Source organism: Arthrobacter sp. FW306-06-A (genome assembly GCF_021870055.1).
In the GTDB taxonomy this organism is placed as follows: domain Bacteria; phylum Actinomycetota; class Actinomycetes; order Actinomycetales; family Micrococcaceae; genus Arthrobacter.
This window is the reverse complement of the sequence record NZ_CP084552.1, coordinates 1195557-1214748: the sequence shown is the minus strand read 5'-3', so window position 1 is coordinate 1214748 and position 19192 is coordinate 1195557. Positions and strand designations below refer to the sequence as shown.

Below are 19192 nucleotides of genomic sequence, written 5' to 3'. Positions count from 1 at the left end.
CTGGGGCAGCACGCCCGACAAGCGGCAAACTGGCCACCAGCACATATGCAGAAGTGCAGAAGATCCACGCTGCTATTAGCCACGTGGTTGTGGTTGGGGGCTCTTCGCGGTTCGTGGGGAAATTGATCCCTGGAATGAGCGTCATGCCGCCGTCCGGACGGCACTTCTCAAGAGAATAACCGACTTGTAGTTGGCGGCGTTGCGGTATCCCCGAGCCGTTCGCTTGATGTTCTTGATCGCGGTGTTGTTCGCCTCGACCTTGCCAGTCGTGGCGCCGGTAATGATCAGCACCTCGATCTCTTTCCACCACCTGCACACGGTGCGGTAGAGCCTGTTCGTCTCCTGCCGTGCGGCTGCCTTGACCAGTTCCTCAAGTACCTTCTTGGCCGCGGCGGCGTCTTCCAGTGAGCCGGTCCGGAGCACTGCCCGGAGCTGTTCTTTGACTTTCCATACCGCCCGGAGGGTGCCGGTCGGGTCATCGAGGGCGAAGACTTCCTCCAGCCGGAAGGTGGCCCGGGCACTGAGGCTGTCACCGCCGCGGAGCAGGAGCATGCGGTGGGCCCAGGCCTTGTCGATGGCCCGGCCACGGCGGCCCTTGACCTGTTGGGAGAGGTTCTGCCTCGTCTCGGTCATGGCCTGGTTGGCCAGCGAGATCAAGTGGAAGTGATCGACGGCTACCGCCGTGCGGGGAAGCCACATTCGCAGTGCTTTGCGGAACGCCGCCGAGGGATCGATCGCCACGACCTGCACAGCCAGGCGCCACTCCAGGGGCCGGGCGAAGAGCCAGTCCCCGACGCCCTTGTGGTCCCGCCCGTCGACCACACCGAGGACCTGCCCGGTGTCCAGATCGACGATGGTTGTCATCCACGGTTCGAACCTGGTCCACGCCTTCGTTGATGGGTCCTGGAAGTAGCGCACGGAGCGGAACCGGTGTTCATCGAGGCCCAGCATCCGCGGGCTGAGCTTGTCCACATCGGGCAGCTGCAGCAGGCACGCCTCGGTCACAGCGGCCCGGACCATCCACCAGGACACGGCGAAGCCGGCAGCTGTTTCCGATACAGCCCTGCCGGACCGGATGACCGCGTCAACGAGCTGGTCCCGCAGCCTGCCCGTGGACCGGGCCCGACGCGGCACCTGCGGGGTGGATTCGAAGAACGAGAGCCGGTCGCACCCTGACTCTTCGCAGTACCAGCGGTACTTGGACCAAAACACGTCCACCGGCCCGGCAACGGGAATATCACGGAGCCGTTGAAGGCGCCGTTCCTTCCGCCGGGAGGCGATGACCCCGCAGCTGGGGCACCCCGGAGGGTGGTCGGTTTCGACAATGACCTGACGCCGGCCAGCGGACATACTCGTGGAGATGACACGGTAGTCGGGCAGGTTGAAGAGGATGGTGGCAGCATCAGTTGCCACCCCGGTAGGCTCGTTCAAGGCTCGTGGTCCTGTTCCAGGTTGAATGCTTAGACACACTCATCCCAGCAGGGCCACGGGCTCTCTTGTCTTCAACGACACGAACTCAATTCCCCACCAACCACGAAGAGCCTGGTTGGGTCCCCGGCGCGGCGCACCAGCTGCACGTCTGCAAGGTCAGTAGCGGCGGAGCCACTGCCGCCGACTTAGTCGGCGTCATAGACGCAGAGCGATGCGCCGTAGCCCACGGGCAGGCCGGCACCCCGAAGCCATGAGACAACCACTTCGATGACCGACGAAAAGCTAAGGTTCTGATTATCAGCGGGGCCAGTATTAGGCTCGTTCCGGGCGGCGTCCGCTGCGGGGCCCAACCCAACGCGCCAGTTCAGCGTAGTTTTGCCTTTGACTTGGGCGACTTCAACCAAATAGCCGTCGCCCGTATTTGCCGCTTGGACGAACCGTCCGGCCGGGCGGTGATCAAGGCCCTTAGATTGGACCGTGAACCAGTCACCCTCGTGGATGATCAACATAGCAACCTCCACAGCTTGGTCCGCGGATTCCAGGTCCTGCCAGCCGCTGGCGAACCCGCCCAGCTCCACCCGCCACTCCCAGGCCTCTTCCGGTTTAGGGTTGAAATCAGTTGAGTAGGGCAGTGTTCTGTTTTCCTGCATCGCGCTATCCTTCCTGTGTTGCCCACAGGACCATTTTGTGCGCGGGCACTGACATTATCTATGCGGTCGCAGAACACGAAATATGCCCAGGCGCGAAAACTGCGGGAACCTTAGCCTCCCCGCACCCACAACCTCGACGGCCTCCCCCGCGTCCCGTCCGAAATCTGCCCCGTCCCGGCCAGTTTCGGCTCCATAAACCGCCGGAACGTGTCGCGCATCAGCGGTGCGCCAGCCACCACCTCGTGCAGCTCGCGCAGGTCCTTCAAGGTGAACGGCTCATCCAACAGCGCCCCAGGGTCCGGCGCCTCCGCATAGGCAGCCCGCAGCCACTCCACCGCCTTCGCCACGATGTCCGCATGCCCGTATGGAAGCCCGGCGATCAGCTCCGGCTCCCCATCAACGGAAGCCAGCCGGACGCCGCCGGACGTCAAGGCCTCCTCCAAAGCCGCCAGCGGCACCACGTCCACGTGCGCGACCGAAAGCACCCACCCGCGGTCATCGCGGCCAGGCTCGTCAAACACCTGCAGCTGCCGCGGCACCCGCCCGGAGATCCCGGCCTTCTCCCGCAGGCACCGGAGCACCGCGTCCGCCAGGGTTTCGCGCTCACGCAGGAAGGTTCCCGGCAAGGCCCACTTTCCGTGCTGAGGGTCCTCCGCGCGGCGCACCAGCAGCACGCAGACGCTCCCCTCCGAAACGGTCAGCACCGCGGTATCCACCGCCACCGAGGGGCGCGGGTAGTCGAGCAGGGACGGACCGGGACTGTTCTTGGAATCCTTCACACCTACATTTATCGCAGTATTGCGCTAAAGAAGCAATGCGTGCATACTGAAATCAATTAGCGCAGAAATGCGATAAATCCCCTGGAGGTTCCCATGAAAGTCCCTCAGCTTCACGTCGGCGCCGGCAGCAGCCTCGGCCCGCTCAGCATCTTCCCCGTCTGGACCTCCGCCCCCGGAAGCCTCGGCATCAGCACCGGCACCCACGCCGACGTCGCCGTCACCGAACTCGCCGGCGGCGCCCAGGTGTCCCGCCTCACCGTCACCAACAACGGCCCGCACCCGGCACTGCTGCTGGAAGGCGAGCTGCTCGAAGGCGGCCAGCAGCACCGGACCTGCGCCCGCGACGTCGTCCTCGGCCCGGGCGAAACCCGCGACATCGATACGTTCTGCGTCGAGGCCGGCCGCTGGGAGGACGGGCAAACCAGCCACCGCCGCCAGGCTCGTCGCGCGCCGCTGAACGTCTGGTCCGAGCTGGCCAACGGTATGAACGGGCAGCGGGGAGGGAACCGGCAGGACCGGATCTGGGAACGGGTCCGCCGCTTCGACGCCGCCCGGGGCACCTCCGCCACCAGCTCACTCCTCCAGCACCTGGACTGGTTCAAGGAGGACAAGGAGGAACGCAACCGGTTCAGCGCCGCGGACGCGCCGGCCCCGCTGGAGGGCCAGCGCGGCGTGGTGATCGGCCTGGCCCGGCAGCCGCTGCTCCTGGAGGTGTTCGGCACCCACACGCTGTTCCGCCGCCACTACCGGCAACTGGTCGAGTCGGCCCTGCTGGACCTTGAGCTTCTGCCGCCCCAGGCGCTGGCCTCCGGGCCGATGCCCGGCCAGCGCGCCCGCGACTTCGCCGCGCACGTGCAGGCGATGGACTTCGGAACGTTCGACGGCGGCGCCACGGCCGTTGAAGTACGGCACCACGGCTCCCTCCGGAGCCGCAATATTGCCCGCGCCGCCGGAGCGGTCACCGCCGCGGGCATCGCCGTCGCACTCCCCCAGCGCCGCCCGCTGCTGGCCCACCTGACCGGCTGGAACACCCAACACCCCCTGATGGAGATGGCATGAATCTCAACCCCCTGCAGAATGACCGCGCGGCCGGTGTCCTCGTCGCGCTGGCCGCCGGCGACGCCCTCGGAGCCGGCTACGAATTCGGCGCCCCGCTGCCGGACGGCGCCGACGTCACCATGAAGGGCGGCGGCCCGTTCGGGTTCGCGCCCGCCGAGTGGACCGACGACACCTCCATGGCCATCCCGATCGCCGAGGCACTGCTCGAATCCGCGTCCGACGGCGGCATCTTCTCCCCCGCGGCGCTCACCATTGTGGTCCGGGCGTGGACTGCCTGGGCGGCCGAGGCGAAGGACGTCGGGGCACAGACAAGTTCGGTGATCGCTGCTGCCCGGCGGCTGGCTATTGCTTCCGGCCTCGAGATTCAGGCCTCGGACTTCGCCGCCGCGGCCACTGACTTTCATGCCCAGACCGGCCGCAGCGCCGGCAACGGGTCCCTGATGCGCACTGCTCCCCTGGCTCTGGCGTACCTGGACCGGGAGCCTGCCGAACTGATGGCTGCCGCCGGTGAGCTCAGCGCTCTGACCCATGCCGATCCTGATGCACAGGAGGCGTGCGGTCTGTGGTGCGTTGCCATCCGTCATGCTGTCCTCACCGGTGTGCTCGATGTCCGGGCCGGCCTGCCGCTGCTGCCCGCCGAGCGGGCTCCCGTCTGGCTGGATCGGATCGAGACGGCCGAGCGGTCCCGGCCCCGCGACTTCACCCGCAACGGCTGGGTGGTTGAGGCGTTCCAGGGGGCATGGAGCGCCATCCATTATGCGGGCCTTTCGGCTGCCGGTCCGGCCCATCTTCGGGCTGCTTTGGAAGAGGCGGTGCGCGGCGGGCGCGACACCGACACAGTGGCCGCTATCGCGGGCGGCCTGCTGGGCGCGGCGTACGGCTACACCGCGGTGCCGTTCGAGTGGCGGCAGCGGCTGCACGGCTGGCCGGGCCGGCGGGCCCGCGACCTCATGGTTCTGGGCATGGAGCTGGGCCGCGCCGAGGGCCAGCGGCCTCTGTCCTGGCCGCGGGCTGAACGGCACGACTACAGCATGTGGGGCCGCACCGACGCGCTGGTCCGGCACCCGCACGACGACGGAGTGTGGCTGGGCGGGGTCGGCTCGCTTCACCAGGTGGCTGAGCTGGGGATTGATGCCGTGGTGTCGCTCTGCAGGCTTGGCACGCTGGATGTGCCAGGCGTGGCACCCGAGAACCATGCCACCTTCTGGGTGGTCGACTCCTCTGTTGAAGGCGACAACGCACACGCGGCCTTTGTCCTCGGGGAGGCGGCGGCCGCCGTCGAACGCTACCGGGCGGAGGGCAAAACCGTGCTCCTGCATTGTGTCCGGGCGGAGTCCCGCACCCCTACTGTTGCGGCCCTGTATGGCGCTCGTGTTGCCGGCATTTCTGCGGTCGAAGCGTTGGCACACCTCCAGCAGGTGCTTCCCCGGGCCCGGCCGAATCCGCTGTTCATGAGGGTGCTGAAAGAACCGGGCCTGCCGTCAAGTCACAAGGACGACCCCGCGGAGCAGTTGCCAAACAATGTCGGCGGGAGCTGATAAGAATGATTTGGCATCAGAGGCGATGCCGCTTTGGCGCTCAGAATGGGGAGAGTTGCACTTGGGGGAACAGGAGCCGACGTCTCACGGACGTCAGCTAGATCGGCACCAGATTGCTAGTCGGGCAGTGAAGGCCTACCAAGCAGGTGACCCGCTCCGGCGCATTGCGGCCGATGCCGGGATGAGAACTTACGACATGCTGCGTCTACTCAGCACACGGGTTGCTGATAAGAGCGATCAGGAGCGGTCCGAATCTCTTCGCAGGCGGTGCTCTGCAACCGCTGAGGTTTTGCGTACCTGCAAAGTACGCATAGATCAGCTCCTGAGTGCTGGGATTGAAAGCCATGACATACCCAAGGTCCTGGTTGCTTTGGGTGCCGCAATGGACGTGGATATAGCGTCTGAGCTGTTGAAGAGCCCGCACTTGTTGAAGGACGCAGACTCCGCACCGCCGCGCGTTTATCAGACAGACAAGATGGGCCTTCTCTATGTAACGGGATATCACCGGAGGCTCGAACCTGATTTTGAGTTCGCACTGGGTAAGATGCCGCTGCCCGGCCTTCAGGAGTACCGCATGATACTGAGCCACCAGCTCTCGTCAAGGCAGATGGGCCAAGTTATTGCTCTCATAGAAACTACAGCCGAGAGGATCAGTAGTGGTGAGGACACGGGGATCTCATACTCCGAGTACAAGATCGCGCGGGAGGCGATAATCCTCGAACTAGGTGCTGATGCCGATTCGAACTTTCCACCCTCGGCGGAGCGAATTCGCGACCGAACAGAAGGATCCTGGCACGCGGCACTTACGTCGGTGGGCATGACACTTCCACATGTGCGCGGTGAATTTTCACCCCACGACTACGAAGATGCTTCTCAGGCATACCGCGCCACAAGATTTCTCTTCGGGTCACCAAAAGATGTCGCCAGCTATGACAGTTGGATGATTGCCGAAACAGCTATGGGTCGGGAACGTCCCTCAGTGGTGGCCATAGGGCGGCACTTTGGAGCGTGGGAATCCGTGATCGGTGCCTACGTACCACTGGAAGAAGATGAGCTCCGCGGGATCGTCAGCCAGTTGCGAACCGAGGCTGCGGCGGATCATGCGTGGGCACGAGCAGGAGAACTCGTCAGTGAAGTGCTCCGAACGATGCCGTGGAACTCGTTCCTCAGCATTCAATACGGAGACGGTGCGGATGGAGGGCCTCAGCCGTATGCCCAAGTCACCCCGGGGCCTGACGGTGCATGGTGTGAGATCGTCTCCGAGGAATTCCTGCAACCGGACGACTGGCCGATTTATCCCGTGCATCTGCTGGAACACGGTTGGTCGAAACCCGATGTAGAGGTCCCCAACTGGTACAAAGAAGCCGTCCCGCTGGAGGACGCCGGCCATGTCACCCTTGAGGGGCTCAGAAACGGCAGGTCTTGCTATGACGCTGACGAGCTTCGATGGCACACCGGGAGTTTCCCCTCGGGAACCAACCCGGACGGTGACGTCACAGTGGCAGACGTCCTGAAAGGATCCGTGCAAACCCTCCGCAATGCCAGCTGAATTCCCATTTTGAGTAGAAGGACCAGCATGACACTCCCCACGATCCTCACCGAAGGCAATGAAGAAGAAGCGGCCCGTCTCGTCGCCGCTTACTATCGGCGCTTACCAGACGGCCTTCCTGCCTACACAGGTAGCTACTTCAGCTCATGGGCGGGAGGTGGGGACTCAGGCGAGAACCGTGACACCATCACGGCCGACGACTTGATTGCCGTGTCTTTCCTGTCGGTAAGGATCCCAGGCGAAGCTGCAATCGGATTTCTAGATGCACACAAAGACAAAATCTCCGGCTTACTGAAGGAGATTCCTAGCGACCACAACTTTGCGCATGTCTCTCCTGCCAACTTTCCGCAAGTCCTTGGCGAAGACAGCGCCGCGCTGGAACTTTGGCATGTCCTGCGGGGCCGTGACACTGGCAGATGGGGCGTAGGGAGAACAAAAGCCAGCAAGATTATGGCCCGAAAACGTCCGCATCTAATTCCTATCTACGATTCCGTCGTGGCGCCTCTAATGGGCCTAAAGAAGTCCGACAACCAATGGCTAACTTGGCATGGTGCATTCACGGAGGATCCTGGTCTGCAGCAACGTCTGCGGAAAATACGCGAAATCTCGGGCGTGGAAGAACTGATTTCTGACCTCAGGGTTATGGACATCGTGTTGTGGATGTACGGGAAACAATTTCCAATGTCTTCAGCAAGCAGTCAAGAGTAAAGCCCCCTCAAGCCGACATCGCACCTGTCATTCCGGGAAGTCCTTCGGGCTTCCAGGGAAGGCCCCAATTCAGGACACTCCTGAAGCCGTGGACCAAGCAAACGAATAATGTTGGGCCGTACTGATACAAATATGATCTGAAACAACTTCTGAACTCAGCGCGGCAATGCCAAGCTGCGGCGGCCGGAGCCTAAGAACCGTGCGCGTTCAAATGCACAGCAGTGGAAAGATTGATACCCCTTGATGGAAATGCTCAGCGGAGCCAGCGTAGACACGTTCAGGAATCTCGTATTGTCCGCTGCCCTGATTGTCGGCTTCCTGTTCCTACTCGGAAGCCGCGTGTCCACCCCCCTGACAATCGCCGCCAGGCTTGTCACCGCCGCCACTGCGGGTACGGCGGCCTTTGCCGCGGCCAATCTCGCCGTGGTCTTCTATATCCTTGCGCACCTCATGGATCCGCGCTGGTCGGTCGGGAGAGATGCAACGCTTCAAAGCCCTAAACTGTCCGCGGGACCCTTCTTCCAGCCCGTCACCGACACCTTGAATGACATCTTGGACGGCCTGACGGGCAACTTGAACAATGTCATTGCACTGAAGAACGCGTTCTTCACCATGCCGGAATTTATCATCGCCGCGGGATGGGCCTCCTTCGCGCTGGTGGGCTTGGCGATCGCGAATCGCATTCTTTCCTCGATCATCGAAAAGAAACAGATGAAGCAGATCGACCGGAATACGCAGGACCTTGCTGATATCCGCGCCCAGATTGGGTTGCCCGCCTTCCAGGACACCAAGGTTAGGGCGCGGTGAGGTGCATTCCGGAGGAACCGGAGTTCGGCGAGGGACATCACGCGGAAAAGGCCGTCTGGACCGCCCTAAGGAACAGCCTCCCCGACGACTGCGTCCTTGCCCATTCGGTTCAGGTCCGCGACGGCCGGAACGAATACGAGATTGACCTGCTGGTTCTCTGGCCCAATGTGGGCATGGCTGCGATCGAGGTCAAGGGCGGCCAGGTCTCCATCGACAACAGCCAGTGGTACCAGTCGGACCGGAACCAGAAGCGCAGAATCCAAAGCCCGGTGGCGCAGTCGCAGAGCTCACTGCATGCGCTCAAGGACTGGCTTGAGATCCAGCTAGGTTCACGTATCAGCAGCCGCTGCGCCTACATGGTCAGCCTGCCCTATACCGACGTGCCGCGGAATTGGACCATGGCTGGCTGCCCTCGGCCACTCATCGTCGACAAAGATGACAGCAGGTCCCCCGCGGAGCTCGTCCGCCAGGCCATTGAAAACGAAGGCGGCGGCGCCGCCCCACTGGCCCCGGCTTTCCTTGAACGCATCGTCCGCAAGCTGGGCGGAAACCTGGACACCGCCGTCGTACCTTCCACCACCGCCCAGGAGGACGAGGCAACACAGGACCACCTCACCGAGCGTCAGTCCGTACTGCTCCAGGCCACCCGCTCGCTCCCCCGCATCCGCTTCACCGGCGGCGCCGGCAGCGGAAAGACCTGGCTCGCCGTCGAAAAAGCCCGCATGCTCAGCAAGCAGGGCAAGCGCGTGGGCCTCTTCTGCTACAACAAAGGCCTTGGGCAGTACCTTCAGGACCGCGTCGCAACCTGGCGACAGGCCAAGCCGGTGTTCACTGGCGAGTTCCACGAATACGTGCGCGGGCTGGGCGTCCCCGACGGGCAGGGGCAAGACTATTTCGACGTCGAGATGCCCCGCCTGCTGAAGGAGCTGGCAGGCAGGATGGCGCCGCACGAGCGGCTGGACGCCGTCGTCGTCGATGAAGCGCAGGACTTCGCTCCTCTGTGGTGGGACGCGCTGCTCGCCTGCACCACCGACCCCGACGCCGGGGAGGTGTACGCCTTTATGGATGACCGGCAGGACGTCTACCAGCGCTGGGGAGGCGCGACGGCGGACCTCACCCATGGTCCGATGGCCACGCTAGTACCCATCCACATCGACGACAATCTCCGCAACACCCGAAAGATCGCCGAGACCTTCAAGCCCTTCGCGGGCGAGTACTTCACACCCCGCGGCAGCACCGGCCTGCCCGTACGGTTCGTGGACTGCCCAACGGAGGAGGCGCTCCAGGTCGCCGATGACTGTGTGGATGCCCTAATCGACGAGGGCTGGGCGAACAACCAGATCGCGCTCCTCACCACCAAGGACCGCCACCCCATCCATTTGGACTACTTCAAGCGCGATGCCACCGAGGAATACTGGCGGGACTTCCATGCCAATGAGGGTGAGTTCTACGGCCATGTGCTGGGATTCAAGGGATTGGAACGGTCCGTGGTTGTCCTTTGTGTCAACGGCTTCAAGGACATGAGCAGGGCACGGGAACAGCTCTACGTCGGGCTGTCCCGGGCGCGGAGCCTGCTGGTTGTTGTGGGTGATTCCGGGCTGCTGGAGGAAGCGGGCGGGCGCGACCTGAAGCATGCGCTGTCGCGGAGCGAGGCGTGGAAGCCGGCGCTGGAAGACGGTTAGTGGCGCTGCTCACCTAAATTGTCAGGGCCTCGCCATACTCTTCAGGCACCAGATCAAAACCGTCCAATGGGGGATGAAATGCCAGAACTAGCCGACGCCGGGCACCACCCGGTCGCGACGCTTCCGGGGGTGCCGGTCCAAGCTCCGCCCACGGCGGTGCCTGCCTCGTACGACTATGCCTTCCTGTATCCCTGGCAGCAGGAAGCCTTAAAGGCATGGCACTCGAATGCGCGCCGCGGCGTCGTGGAAGCCGTGACCGGTTCCGGCAAGACACGCGTCGGAATCGCCGCCGCTTTCGAAGCAGTACGGCGGGGCATCAAAGTCCTGATCCTGGTGCCAACGGCGGAGCTGCAGCGCCAATGGCTGGTATCCCTGCGCCGGGACCTTCCCGCCGCCCGGCGTGGTGCCCTCGGTGATGGACGGTCCGATTCCCTCGATGACGTCGACATCCTCGTCGCCATCGTTCACTCGGCGTCCAACCGGGAGACGCTCCGCTCCCACAAGGCCGGACTCATCATCGCCGACGAATGCCACCGTTATGCGGCACCCATGTTTACCGCTGCGCTGCAGGAGGGGTACGCCTGGCGGCTTGGGCTGACGGCCACGTTCGAAAGGGCGGACGGTGAGCACGAGAACCTCCTGACGCCCTACTTCGGCGGCGTCATCTACAACCTCTGGTACGACCGCGCGCTGAAGGACCAGGTCATCGCCCCGTTCGACATCGCTCTGGTTGGCGTTGATCTGACCCCTGCAGAACAGGCCGACTACGACGAGTTTTCCGCCGTGATGGTGGAGGCGGCGCGGAACCTCGAGACGTACGCGGGCATTCCCCGCCGACCGTTCCCGCAGTTCATTGCCGCGGTGGCCACGCTGGCGGCTTCGGACTCCCCCAGCCGGGAAGCAACAATCGCACGGCGGTACATGCGGGCAATGTCCTCACGGCTCAACCTGCTGGCCGAGGCCAAGACGAAGTACCTGGCGCTGGCAGCACTGAAGGAAACGGTTGATGGGTCCCGCGGGACGCTGGTCTTCACCCAGACCCAAGATTCCGCGCGGCGGGCGCAGGAGCTGTATACGTCCCTCGGATCAACGGCGTCCGCAGTGTTCAGCGGCATGGCCAAGGACGACCGCCGGCAGGGCCTGGAGGATTTCCGTACCGGCGCGTCGCAGGTTCTGACCGCGCCGCGGCTCCTCGACGAAGGTATTGACGTCCCGGAGGCCGACCTCGGGATCATCGTTGCCGCAAACCGCAGCCAGCGCCAGATGGTGCAGCGGCTCGGCCGTGTCATCCGCAAGAAGGCCGACGGACGCCCTGGACGCTTGGTTGTCCTGTACTCCAAAGGGACGGTGGAGGACCCCGACGTCCAGGGCGAGGAATTTCTGGGGAAGGTTCTGCCGTTCGCCCGCAACGTAGGCTTCTTCGACATCAAGACAGACCTGAACGTGTTGCAGGAGTTCCTCCGCCAGGCCGAACCTGAAGAGGCATCAGTGCCCCAGACTGTCGGGACGACAGCGGGCACGCCCGGGAACGGCGCTGGACCGGAGTGCGGCACCGCGCCTGAGCCGGTGGTGGAGCCCGCTGCGGAGGAGGACGGGAGCGCACCGACGTCGTTTGATCTTGGCGACTCCGATTGGCTCGAGGAGCTCCAGGGGCTCGAGGGCTTTAGCGACGACGGCGTTTCGGACTACCTGCAGCGGGCAGGCCGCGCGGACCTGCTGACAGCCGAGCAGGAAGTGGAGCTCGCCAAGGACATCGAGGCCGGCCTTTACGCTGCACACCTGCTGGCGGACGGCACTCCGCGGGGGCGTCGTGAAAGCCGTGAGCTACGGATGATCGCGCATTTGGGTGAGCGGGCTGCGGACGCATTACTTGAGGCGAACCTTCGGCTGGTGGTGTCCATCGCCAAGACTTACGTGTACAGGGGAATGGACTTCCTAGACCTGATCCAGGAGGGGAACATCGGTCTCCATCGAGCCGTCTGCAAGTTCGACTACACCCTGGGCTACAAGTTCTCGACCTATGCCACGTGGTGGATCCGGCAGGCGGTCACCCGGGCGCTGGCAGACCAGGCGCGGGTCATCCGGCTCCCGGTCCATATGGTGGAGCAGATCCATAAAGTGCAGGCGGTGCAGCGCGATGCCGCCCGAAAGGGTCTCGAGTACACCCTCGAGGAACTCGGCAAACTCACTGATCAGTCGGCTGTCAAAGTCGAACGACTGCTTACCCTCGACCAGCCAGTACGCTCGCTGGACGCTCTCGTACCGGACGGCAAGGGCGGACTGGAGCCGCTGGCGGACCAGCTCCTCGATCCCTGGCACGTTGATGTTCTTGACCAGATCGCCAAGGAACAGCTCAAGGCCCAAGTGCACGCGGTCCTGGACACCCTGACAGAGCGGGAAGCCGGCGTCATTGCGATGCGCTTCGGCATCGATGACGGCGAGGAAAAGACCCTCGACACCATCGGCAAGGTCTACGGCGTTACGCGCGAGCGCATCCGCCAGATCGAGTCGAAGACCATGGCTCTGCTCAGAGAACCAGAACGTTCCCAGTCCCTACGCGAGTACAACTACGGTGGTGTTGCATGACCTGCACAATTTTCCCTTCGGTCAGTCTCGCTTTGGCCGAGCTAGAAACAATGATCAGCAATGCCCAGGCCGCCGATCGGCTGGCTCCAGTCACCATCCTGGTCCCTTCCCATGCCGCTGGCCTGGACGTGACCCGTTACCTGGGCAGGACCCTCAACGGGGGCGCTGGGAGTGTGGGGGTCAGGGCGTTCACACTCAAGGACCTCGCAACCGAACTCATCGCCGACGACGTCGCAGTGAACGGGCGGCGTCCCCTTCTCCCCATCCTCCGGCTTGGGGCCGTGAGCCGGGTCCTGCTGGAGGAACCAGGGCTTTTCAAGGATGTCGCCGGCCAGCCCTCGACCGCCCGTGCGATATCCAGGACAGCCGAGCTCCTCGACGCAGTTCCGGATCCTGCCGATCCCGAACTGCCAGAACTGATGCAGGAAGTGCTGCGGCTTCACTGCGCCTCAAAGGAGGCTCTGGGCCGGGAGTGGTACACGGACCACGAGGCTTTTACCCTTGCCAGCACGAAGCTCGCGACTGGAACCGTGACGCAGCGACTCGGCACCATCATCGGTTTCATGCTCGGTACAGAAAGCCGTCCCGCCGAGGCAATCTTCAGAGCAAGCCTCGAAGCGGCCGGGATGCAGCATGTCAGAGCGGCCGGCTCGGCAGAGAATGGCGCAAGACTTCTGACAGCGTCCGACGCCGACGATGAAGCCCGCGCGGTGGTGCGCCTTGTCGTCGAGCGGCTTGCGGCAGGCACACCGGGCCACCGCATCGGAATATTCCACTCGGCCTCCCAGCCCTACGCCGCGCTGCTCACCCAGCGCCTCAGCCAGGCGGGAGTCACTTTCGTCGGTCCATCAGCCCACCGGCTCATGGACTCGCCCCTGGCCCGCGGCCTCCTTCAGTTGCTGAAACTAGACCCGCAGGATCTCGACGCACGGACCATCCTGAACATCCACGCGGAAGGTGCCTTCTCCTGGCACGAGCAGAAACTGCCCAGCAGCGCAGCATGTGAAAGGTTCTACGCAAATCCACCAGCCGAAGAGGATTATGCAGGAGCAGACACCTCCGCCCACGCGGACTACTTCGAAAAGTTCCGGATATTCCAGTCCTTCAAAGAGGCACTGGCGGCACGGATAAGCCTGGTCCAGGCTGCTGCCTCATGGAATGACGCCTCCGCGTCACTGATCTCGCTTCTTGAGGACTTCATGGGGCCCAAGGGCGCCTGCGAACGCCCGGAGAAAACCGCTGCCCGCAACGCCTTGGTCGAAGCCGCCTCGGATCTCCGGCATCTGGACCCTGTTGGTCCTTTGCCCAGTCCGGCACTCCTACAAAGCGCCCTGGAAGACGGCATAGCTTCAAAAGGCCGCTGGACCGGTAAGAGCGGCACGGGTGTCGTCGTGGGTAGCTTCGCTGATGCGGTCGCCAGGGACCTTGATGTCGTTTTCCTTATGGGGGTTGCGGAAGGGCTTGCGCCAGCACGGACAAGGGAGAACCCACTGCTGCCCGACAGCGCCCGTGCCATGCTGGCCATTGGCCTCCCCACGGTTGAAGAGCGTGCCGAGGCCAACAAGAAACAGTTCTTTGCTGCCCTCGCTACAGGATCCGAACGGTTCATCACGAGCCCCCGCGGGGACCTGCGCGGCTCCGGGAGTTACGAAGTGTCACGCTGGATCGACCGCCAACCTGACCCCCAGGACCAACTGCGGTCCTTCGCCCACAGCATTGAAAACGGCGCACCCGCCTCCGATTCGTTGCCCCCAACAGCTCAGGAATGGCGGCTCCGACGTATCCTCACCGCTGACAAGGGCACCTCCGTATTGGAAGAGGACGAGGCGCTGCAGCGTGCGCTGGCTGCCACCCGGGACAGGCGGGATGGTATCTTCTCGAGGTTCAACGGCAACCTCGGTGCATATGCAGGGATCATTGTGGGCCCCGGAAAGCCGCTGTCCCCCACCCGCCTTGAGGAATGGGTCACCAGCCCGTTCAGCTACTTCATGAAACACGTCCTGAAAGTCAGCATCTTGGAGGACGTGGCACTCGAAGTGCAGATCTCGCCGCAGCAACGGGGCATCCTGGTTCACCGAGTGCTGGAAGACTATGTCCGCAGCGTCACGAAAGACCTCCTTCCGCCTTCGGTGGACCGCCTTATGGAATTAGCAGACGCCGCTTTTGAGGAAGTCGCAAATCCGGCATGGCTTAGCCACGTGTGGGAACGCAACCAGGCCATGCTCCGCCAAGACCTGAAACGTGTGCTAGCGGACGACGAGGACATGTCTGCAGAAGGCTGGAAGTACCTCGCCGAAGAGGCGAGTTTCGGGCCCGAGGAAACGGACACCCACCCGCCCGTTGAACTGACTCTCGACGACGGCACGACGGTCCGCTTCCGGGGAAAGGTGGACCGGATTGACCAGCAGTCCAACGGCAGTGTCCGCGTGATCGACTACAAGACAGGCAAGGCCGACAAGTACAAACCGCTCAGGGACCACCCCACCGCGGAAGGCACCCGCTACCAGCTTCCGGTCTACGGACTGTTTGCCCGAACACTCGCGGACTCTTCGTCCGACGTCACGGCAGAGTACTGGTTCATCTCGAAAGCAGGTGCCTTCGCCAAAATCGGCTACACAGTGACTGACGAGGTCGTGGAGCAACTGCGCACAGATGTGGGCTTCATCATTTCTGCCCTGCGGAATGGGATCTTCCCGCCCAGGCCTGAGTCGGATCGATACGTCAACTTCACCACCATGATGGGCGCCCAAGAGCTCGGCCAGCAGTGGTTGAAGCTTCAAAACGCCTTCGAACTGCAGCCCTATGCCCAGCTCCTGAAGGCGGAGAAATGAACCCTGAACTCTTGGAACTCACGGACCAAACCGACCGAACACTGATCGAGCAGGAGCTCGAAGCGAACATCTTCGTCGAAGCGGGTGCAGGAAGCGGCAAGACGCATGAACTCGTCGAGCGCATCTGCGCGATGGTGGACGCCGGCGTCGAACTCAAGAGCGTGGCAGCCATCACCTTCACCGAAAAGGCAGCAGGTGAGCTGCGGGAACGGGTACGTCGGCGGCTGACGGACGCCAGCCCCACAGACCTGCGCCGGCGGGCGCTCGACCAGCTGGATACGGCTCCCATCGGCACCATCCACTCCTTCGCGGCGCGCATCATCAGCGAACATCCGATCGAGGCCGGAGTTCCTCCCCTGATCACTGTGGTGGATGAATTGCGGTCCCAGATTGCGTTCACGCGGCGGTGGGAAGATGCCCGCCAGAAACTGTTCGCCGACGCGTCCTTGGACGACGCACTCCGTATACTCCTCGCCGTCGGCGTTTCGCTTGACCACCTGCAAAACGTTGCGGCAGACTTGGATGCCAACTGGGACCGGCTGGAAAGTCATCCTCCCCGTAGGCGGCATATCCCGGCCGTAGATCTTGGTCCACTTCTCCGCCAAACTTCAGACGTCCTCGCACATGCCGACCATTGCACTGACCCTGCGGACAAGCTGCTGACCGCCTTCGAACACATAAAGAGCTGGCATGGTCGCCTCTCCGAGGCAGAATCCGGCGAACTGGGCCTCGTCCTCGAGCTGCTCCACGCTGTTCCGCAATCCGGCTTTAGTGGGGGGCAAAGGGGCAACTGGTCCATCAACGTCGCCGAGGTGCGGAGCTCCTGTAAAGATCTGGCCCAGCAGGCGATAGCCCTGCGCAACAGCTTTGTACAGCCCGCCGTTGAGACCGTTACCGCCGCCATGGCCGAGGTCCTTCTTCAAGCGGCTCGCGAACGTCAGCGGAGCGGCGAGCTCGAGTATCACGACCTTCTCGTTCACGCGCGGGACCTCCTCATCGGCAAGGACAAACAGGGCATCCACGCTGCCCTGCATGATCGCTACCGCTGCATCATGCTGGACGAATTCCAGGACACGGACCCCATTCAGGCTGAACTGGCCACGCGGATAGCCGCCAGCGACGTCTGCGGACCCGACGGCTGGGAGCATCTCAGCGTACCTCCCGGCCGGCTGTTTACTGTCGGTGATCCGAAGCAGTCCATCTACCGCTTCCGCAGGGCTGACATCGCCACCTACCTCGCGGCACAGCAGCGCTTCTCAGACGACGCGGATTCCAGAATCGCGTCACTCCAGACGAACTTCCGTTCCACAGGAAAGCTGCTTGAGTGGATCAACGGCACGTTCGGTGAGCTCATCACGGCCAACGGCACGGTTCAGCCGGAATACCAGGCCTTGGTGCCTGATCCCCGGCGTCCCGAATGGAGCGACGAACATGGCCCGGCCGTCTCAATCATTGGTCGCGGCGGTGCGCAGCCCGACGAAGCGGGAAAGGTCTCTGCAGACAGCATGCGCCGGCAGGAAGCTGCCGACGTTGCCGCAGTCATCAGAATCGCGACCGGTACCGCAGGTCTTTCAGCGTGGCAGAAGCAGAGCAAGCGATCGGGCGACGGCTTTACAAGTTCGCCAGTTGAATTGAAGGACATTTGTGTCCTGATCCCAACCCGGACGTCCCTCGCCGCTCTTGAGGATGCGCTCGACGACGCCGGCATTGAGTACCGGGCTGAGGCATCGTCTTTGGTTTACTCCACTCAGGAGGTTACCGACCTGCTGCTGGCGATGCGGGCAATCTCCAATACAGCGGATGAAGCTGCGCTTGTGCTGTCACTGCGGTCGGCCATGTTCGGATGCGGCGACGATGAACTGTTCGAGTGGAAGCGGGCTGGAGGACACTGGAACCTCTTTGCGCCTGCGCCCGACGCGCTCAAAAGCTCCACTGTGGCGCATGCCATCGGTTACCTTGCGTCCCTGTGCCGTGAGATTGAGGTGTTGACACCGGCCGAAATTATGGAGCGGCTAGTTGCAGACCGCCGCATGCTGGAGGCGGCAGTTGATGCGCCGCGTTACCGGGATGTCTGGCGCCGGCTGCGCTTTGTCATTGATCAAGCTCGGGCATGGACGGAGGCCACTCACGGCGGCCTGCGTGATTACCTGGTGTGGGCGGCCGTGCAGCAGGAGGAAAACTCACGGGTCAAAGAAGCCGTAGTGCCGGAAACGGACGTTCAAGCCGTCAGGATCATGACCATCCACGCTTCTAAAGGGCTCGAATTCCCTATGGTGATTCTCGCTGGCACGGGTTCCGGACCTAACAATCAAAAGGCTGCTGCCCTGTGGGATCAAAGCTCACAAGTACAAGTGCACTTCATTAGCGACATACGGTCCGCGGGATACGGAGAAGCCGAAGCCATCGAGAAGCAATTCGACGACGCTGAGAGACGCCGCCTCCTGTATGTGGCCTGCACACGCGCGGAAAGCCACCTTGTCATTTCCCATTACGTGAATGCCAAGAACAGTCTCGGGCAATTGCTCAAGGACGCAGCCGACGCCGTTCCCGCGCCAGCTCTCAGCATCCCAGAGGATATGCCTCTTCATGCGAAGTCGGCTCACGAAGTCCAGCCAGTCAAAGCGCTTGAAGAGTGGCAGCAGCAATGCGATGTCTGGCAGAAGAATTCGGCCCTCGTGTCGTCCACCTCCGTTACGGCAATTGCCAAAGGAGCGGACGGCGCTGATGCGTCTGAGGTGGATGTGACCCCGCATTTTCTGAGCATTGATGAGGACGGCTCGCTGCCGACTCCGGCAGCGACAGGCGGGGAACATGGCAAGGAGTTCGGTTCGGCCCTGCACCGGCTGCTTGAGCTAAGTGACCTAAGAGAAAACGAGAACCTCGACGTTCTCGCCGAAAGGATCGCCAGCACGGCCGGACTGGCAGATGCAGCTGGCCTGGCTGAACGTGCACGTTCTGCACTACGCAGCGCGCCTGTTCAGCGTGCAGCTGACCGGAAGCACTGGCTTGAGCTTCCCGTGGTCACACCCAACAACGGAATCACTCTCGAAGGCATCATTGACCTGATGTACCGCGAGGACGACGGGACCTTGGTCATCGCCGACTTCAAGACTGACATCAGTGTCACGCAGGAGACCTTGGCGGCCTACTGGCGTCAGCTATCCACCTATGCGGGCATGGTGGAGCGCATCACCGGCCAAAAAGTGAGTGAGCTGGTGTTGATTTTCTGTAGGACTGGCGACGCCGAAATCCGCCGTCAGTCTCGAGACGTGGGCGCTGGGGGAAGGGCGTAGGCGTAGGCGTAGGGTGCCGTCACCACCAACGGTGGCGGCACCTTGGGCTCTGACAGGCCCACCTCAGCACGCCCCACTCAACGTGGCCGGGGCCGGTCGTCGGGTAGAGACGCTGTTCCTCCATCACCACGCAACCGGCAAACTCCGCCTTCGGGTATTCCTCCATCACGTCGGGCATAACCATGCCGTAGATGATGCGCCAAGCTGCGTGCCCGCAGACGGGGCATTTCCTTGTCGCAGCCTTCTTCGTTCTTCCCGCCTCGGTCATACAAGCAACTT

At 63.0% G+C, this 19192-nt stretch carries 12 protein-coding genes; 9 read left to right on the top strand and 3 right to left on the bottom strand.

What is annotated here, in order from left to right; all coding sequences use genetic code 11:
* Positions 1–141: 141 nt before the first annotated feature.
* The 3 genes from LFT49_RS05755 to LFT49_RS05745 all read right to left on the bottom strand — a co-directional run bounded on the left by LFT49_RS05755 (position 142) and on the right by LFT49_RS05745 (position 2860).
* Positions 142–1431 carry an ISL3 family transposase gene (locus LFT49_RS05755; protein ID WP_237430018.1) on the bottom strand — a complete coding sequence of 430 codons (1290 nt, stop codon included), beginning with the start codon at positions 1429–1431 and terminating at the stop codon, positions 142–144.
* A gap of 185 nt (positions 1432–1616) precedes the next feature.
* Entirely contained in the window at positions 1617–2081 is a 465-nt protein-coding gene (locus LFT49_RS05750) for a hypothetical protein (protein ID WP_237430017.1), read from the bottom strand.
* A 110-nt stretch (positions 2082–2191) separates the two neighbouring features.
* A complete protein-coding gene (locus LFT49_RS05745) occupies positions 2192–2860 on the bottom strand; it encodes an NUDIX domain-containing protein (protein WP_237430016.1) in 669 nt (222 codons plus the stop codon).
* Positions 2861–2953: 93 nt separating this feature from the next.
* Between LFT49_RS05745 and LFT49_RS05740 the strand changes: the two genes are divergently transcribed.
* From LFT49_RS05740 to LFT49_RS05700, 9 genes are all read left to right on the top strand, one after another.
* A complete protein-coding gene (locus LFT49_RS05740; protein ID WP_237430015.1) occupies positions 2954–3919 on the top strand; it encodes an ARPP-1 family domain-containing protein in 966 nt (321 codons plus the stop codon).
* Complete coding sequence (locus LFT49_RS05735) at positions 3916–5457, top strand: ADP-ribosylglycohydrolase family protein (protein ID WP_237430014.1); 1542 nt, start codon at positions 3916–3918, stop codon at positions 5455–5457. Before LFT49_RS05740 ends, LFT49_RS05735 begins: the two co-directional genes overlap by 4 nt.
* Before the next feature lie 382 nt (positions 5458–5839).
* Positions 5840–7006 (top strand): TY-Chap domain-containing protein, encoded by a 1167-nt coding sequence (locus tag LFT49_RS05730; RefSeq protein ID WP_237430013.1) that lies wholly within the window; start codon positions 5840–5842, stop codon positions 7004–7006.
* Positions 7007–7033: 27 nt separating this feature from the next.
* A complete protein-coding gene (locus LFT49_RS05725; RefSeq protein WP_237430012.1) occupies positions 7034–7714 on the top strand; it encodes a DUF6308 family protein in 681 nt (226 codons plus the stop codon).
* 243 nt (positions 7715–7957) lie between these two features.
* Positions 7958–8521 (top strand): hypothetical protein, encoded by a 564-nt coding sequence (locus tag LFT49_RS05720; protein ID WP_237430011.1) that lies wholly within the window; start codon positions 7958–7960, stop codon positions 8519–8521.
* Positions 8518–10203 carry a nuclease-related domain-containing DEAD/DEAH box helicase gene (locus LFT49_RS05715; RefSeq protein ID WP_237430010.1) on the top strand — a complete coding sequence of 562 codons (1686 nt, stop codon included), beginning with the start codon at positions 8518–8520 and terminating at the stop codon, positions 10201–10203. The genes LFT49_RS05720 and LFT49_RS05715 overlap by 4 nt, the downstream gene beginning before the upstream one ends.
* 78 nt (positions 10204–10281) lie before the next feature.
* Positions 10282–12789 (top strand): sigma-70 family RNA polymerase sigma factor, encoded by a 2508-nt coding sequence (locus LFT49_RS05710; RefSeq protein ID WP_237430009.1) that lies wholly within the window; start codon positions 10282–10284, stop codon positions 12787–12789.
* 50 nt (positions 12790–12839) lie between these two features.
* The gene (locus LFT49_RS05705) at positions 12840–15620 is read left to right on the top strand and encodes a PD-(D/E)XK nuclease family protein (protein WP_237430008.1); all 2781 of its coding nucleotides are present in this window, start codon (positions 12840–12842) and stop codon (positions 15618–15620) included.
* Positions 15617–18913, top strand: a complete 3297-nt coding sequence (locus LFT49_RS05700; RefSeq protein ID WP_237430007.1) for a UvrD-helicase domain-containing protein — start codon at positions 15617–15619, stop codon at positions 18911–18913. The genes LFT49_RS05705 and LFT49_RS05700 overlap by 4 nt, the downstream gene beginning before the upstream one ends.
* Positions 18914–19192 lie beyond the last annotated feature (279 nt).

Bases quoted from the DNA above. Each gene is read 5' to 3' on its own strand.
- LFT49_RS05750 (WP_237430017.1), bottom strand. From the start codon at position 2,081: ATGCAGGAAAACAGAACACTGCCCTACTCAACTGATTTCAACCCTAAA.
- LFT49_RS05740 (WP_237430015.1), top strand. From the start codon at position 2,954: ATGAAAGTCCCTCAGCTTCACGTCGGCGCCGGCAGCAGCCTCGGCCCG.
- LFT49_RS05735 (WP_237430014.1), top strand. From the start codon at position 3,916: ATGAATCTCAACCCCCTGCAGAATGACCGCGCGGCCGGTGTCCTCGTC.
- LFT49_RS05730 (WP_237430013.1), top strand. From the start codon at position 5,840: ATGGACGTGGATATAGCGTCTGAGCTGTTGAAGAGCCCGCACTTGTTG.
- LFT49_RS05725 (WP_237430012.1), top strand. From the start codon at position 7,034: ATGACACTCCCCACGATCCTCACCGAAGGCAATGAAGAAGAAGCGGCC.
- LFT49_RS05720 (WP_237430011.1), top strand. From the start codon at position 7,958: ATGGAAATGCTCAGCGGAGCCAGCGTAGACACGTTCAGGAATCTCGTA.
- LFT49_RS05710 (WP_237430009.1), top strand. From the start codon at position 10,282: ATGCCAGAACTAGCCGACGCCGGGCACCACCCGGTCGCGACGCTTCCG.
- LFT49_RS05705 (WP_237430008.1), top strand. From the start codon at position 12,840: ATGATCAGCAATGCCCAGGCCGCCGATCGGCTGGCTCCAGTCACCATC.
- LFT49_RS05700 (WP_237430007.1), top strand. From the start codon at position 15,617: ATGAACCCTGAACTCTTGGAACTCACGGACCAAACCGACCGAACACTG.